We start from the raw sequence: 3,958 nt of genomic DNA, 5'->3' as shown, positions 1-3,958 counted from the left end.
AGCCAAGACAGCGCGTCTTAGAGAACAGAGGCAGCTGCTGGAGGCATCGACTGTTCGTACTCGGCCCGCAGCCGTGGCGGTAGCGAAGTCGCCGCGTCTGCAAAAGCTGGCCCGCAAGGTTATTGAGGTGGACTGACGATTTTGTTCATCGCGCCGCCATTAGGGTCCTTGCGCCGAAAACATCAAGGGATCGACTTTCGCTGAGACGTCGGCGTGCTGTCGCACGCGTAAAAGCGCCAGCTTCTGCGGGCGAGCTGCGGTACAAAGCCGCCGTACCAGGCTTCGGGCTGGCATAAGTGCGAGCTGGCACCTCCGATGAAGCGGCATCGGGCCTATGCACAGGCCGGCGCAGACCGGGTTTGCGCTAACAGCGCCCGCTGGCGGAGCGGGATCGCCGGCACCGTTCGCGTTTTGCCCCGATTGCTCCTGCGATCGTCGCGCCGCTCACCCTCGGCGGCGTCATTACATCGGCGCCGCGCGCCGTGGTTGATGCCATGAAGGTTATCAAGCCCTTCGACCTTCCAGCGGATTTGCCTGCAACTGGCCAATGGAACAAAATTGAAAATTCGACGTTTGGGGTTTGCGGCGGGATGTAACGTTTGGCCGCAGGGGCAATTTTATCCAACATCAAGATTGGGAGGGGGCGCTGTGACCGTACAGGCATCCAAAAGACAGTTGGACCGTCGAAGCATCCTGAATGCCCTCAAAGCCTTTCGGCGCGGTGATTTTTCTATCCGCATCGACAACGTTTACGAAGGTCTCGATTCCGAAATCGCAGAAACCTTCAATGAAATCGTCGACCTGAACGATCAGGTGGCGCGCGAGTTTGAGCGGCTCAGCAGGGTCGTTGGCAAGGATGGGCGGATAGGCGAACGCGGTCGCGTTCGAAACGCCACCGGCAGTTGGCAATCCAGTGTCCGGTCTGTCAACGATCTGATCGAGGACATGGTGCAGCCAACGGCTGAGGTTGCTCGTGTCATTGGCGCCGTGGCCAAGGGAGACCTGTCGCAGACCATGATGGTCGAGATCGATGGCCGGCCGCTGCGCGGCGAATTCCTGCGTATCGGTAAGATCGTCAACACCATGGTCGGCCAGTTGGCTTCATTTGCGTCGGAAGTGACACGCGTGGCGCGCGAGGTTGGCACTGAAGGCAAGCTCGGTGGTCAGGCGCGCGTGAAAGGCGTGGCCGGCACGTGGAAGGATCTGACCGACAACGTCAACGCCATGGCGACGAACTTGACCGGCCAGGTGCGCAACATCGCAGAGGTGACGACGGCCGTTGCCTCGGGCGATCTGTCGAAGAAGATTACGGTCGATGTGAAAGGCGAAATTCTCGAACTGAAAAACACCATCAACACGATGGTCGACCAGCTCAACTCTTTCGCTTCGGAAGTGACGCGCGTGGCGCGCGAAGTCGGCACCGAAGGCAAGCTCGGCGGCCAGGCGCGGGTCGAAGGCGTAGGCGGCACGTGGAAGGATCTGACCGACAATGTGAATTCCATGGCAGAGAACCTTACCGGCCAGGTGCGCAACATCGCCGAGGTGACGACGGCGGTGGCCCTGGGCGACCTGTCGAAGAAGATCACAGTCGATGTGAAGGGCGAGATCCTCGAGCTGAAATCCACAATCAACACGATGGTCGATCAGCTCAATTCGTTCGCCGGCGAGGTGACGCGCGTGGCGCGCGAGGTTGGTACGGAAGGCAAGCTCGGCGGCCAGGCACAGGTCCGCGGGGTCGCCGGCACGTGGAAGGATCTCACCGACAACGTTAACTCGATGGCAGAGAATCTTACGGGCCAGGTGCGCAACATTGCCGAAGTGACGACAGCGGTCGCATCGGGCGACCTGTCGAAGAAAATCACGGTTGCGGTGCAAGGTGAAATCCTGGAGCTGAAAGACACCATCAACACGATGGTTGATCAATTGAATTCGTTCGCCTCGGAGGTGACGCGCGTGGCGCGCGAGGTAGGCACCGAAGGCAAGCTCGGCGGACAGGCCGAGGTAAAGGGCGTCGGCGGCACCTGGAAGGATCTGACCGACAACGTCAATCTGATGGCTGCCAATCTGACTGGGCAGGTGCGCAACATCGCCGAGGTGACGACCGCCGTGGCTCGTGGCGACCTGTCGAAGAAAATCACCGTCGACGTCAAAGGCGAAATCCTGGAGCTCAAGGACACCGTCAACACGATGGTCGATCAGCTGAATTCGTTCGCCTCGGAAGTCACGCGTGTGGCCCGCGAAGTGGGCTCGGAAGGCAAGCTTGGTGGACAGGCTCACGTCGAAGGCGTTGGCGGCACTTGGAAGGATTTGACCGACAACGTCAACGCCATGGCCGGCAATTTGACCGTGCAGTTGCGCGACGTGTCCAAGGTAGCGACGGCTATCGCGACCGGCGACTTGACGCAGAAGATCACGGTCGATGCTCTGGGCGAGATCTTGCAGATCAAGGACGTCATCAACACGATGGTGGACCAGCTCAATTCGTTCGCCTCGGAGGTGACGCGCGTGGCGCGCGAGGTCGGCTCCGACGGCAAGTTGGGCGGCCAGGCGCAGGTGCGCGGCGTCGCCGGCACCTGGAAGGATTTGACCGACAACGTCAATGCCATGGCCGCAAATCTGACCGGGCAGGTGCGCAACATCGCGGAGGTAACCACCGCCGTGGCGCTCGGCGATCTGTCGAAGAAGATTACCGTCGATGTTCGTGGCGAGATTCTGGAGTTGAAGGACACGATCAACACAATGGTCGACCAGCTCAATTCCTTCGCTTCGGAGGTGACGCGTGTGGCGCGTGAGGTCGGCACCGAAGGTAAGCTCGGCGGGCAGGCGCAGGTGCGCGGCGTTGCCGGCACGTGGAAGGACTTGACCGACAACGTGAACTCCATGGCCGAGAACCTGACCGGCCAGGTGCGCAACATCGCCGAAGTGACGACCGCCGTGGCGCGCGGCGATCTGTCCAAGAAAATCACTGTCGACGTGAAGGGCGAGATCCTAGAGCTCAAGTCTACCATCAACACCATGGTGGACCAGCTCAACTCCTTCGCTGGCGAGGTGACGCGCGTGGCGCGCGAGGTTGGCACCGAGGGCAAGCTTGGCGGCCAGGCGCGTGTGGAAGGCGTCGCCGGCACCTGGAAGGACCTGACCGACAACGTCAACCTGATGGCGACGAACCTAACCAATCAGGTGCGTGGCATCGCCGACGTCGTGACGGCCGTCGCGCAAGGCAATCTCAAGCGCAAACTGACGGTCGACGCCAAGGGCGAGATCGCCTCGCTGGCCGACACCATCAACGGTATGATCGAGACGCTCGCCACCTTTGCCGACCAGGTGACCAATGTCGCGCGTGAAGTCGGCATCGAGGGCAAGCTCGGTGGTCAGGCGCGTGTGCCCGGCGCCGCCGGCCTTTGGCGCGACCTGACCGACAACGTCAATCAGCTCGCCGCCAACCTGACCACCCAGGTGCGCGCCATTGCCGAGGTTTCGACAGCTGTGACCAAGGGCGACCTGACCCGGTCGATTAGTGTCGAGGCCTCCGGCGAAGTCGCCGCACTCAAAGACAACATCAACGAAATGATCCGCAACCTGAAGGACCAGACGCTGAAAAATGCCGAGCAGGATTGGTTGAAGACCAATCTCGCCCGCTTTTCACGCATGCTGCAGGGTGAGCGCGACCTTGCCACGGTGTCACGGCTGATCATGTCCGAGCTCGCTCCTCTGGTGAACGCGCAATATGGGGTCTTCTACGTCACCAATCGCGACGAAGAGGAATCCTATCTCGAGCTCGCGGCGTCCTACGRCGCCGAGAGCAAGGCCGCAATCAAGCAGCGCCTGGACCTGCGCGAGGGCCTGGTTGGGCAAAGTGCCGCCGACAAGCGCGCCATCATGCTCGACAATGTGCCGCCGGAATTTCTGCGCGTCACGTCAGGTCTCGGCAGCGCCTCGCCAGCCAATGTCATCATCC

Annotated in this window: 1 protein-coding gene; it reads left to right on the top strand. The window is 61.2% G+C overall.

All coding sequences use genetic code 11. The annotated features are described in order from the left end of the window. Positions 1-648: 648 nt before the first annotated feature. A partial coding sequence (locus tag AC1DX0_RS32275) for a HAMP domain-containing protein (protein ID WP_477358452.1) occupies positions 649-3,958 on the top strand: 3,310 nt, incomplete at its 3' end.

The organism is Mesorhizobium sp. P3_A9 (genome assembly GCF_056402975.1).
This window is presented reverse-complemented; position numbering and strand designations above follow the sequence as displayed.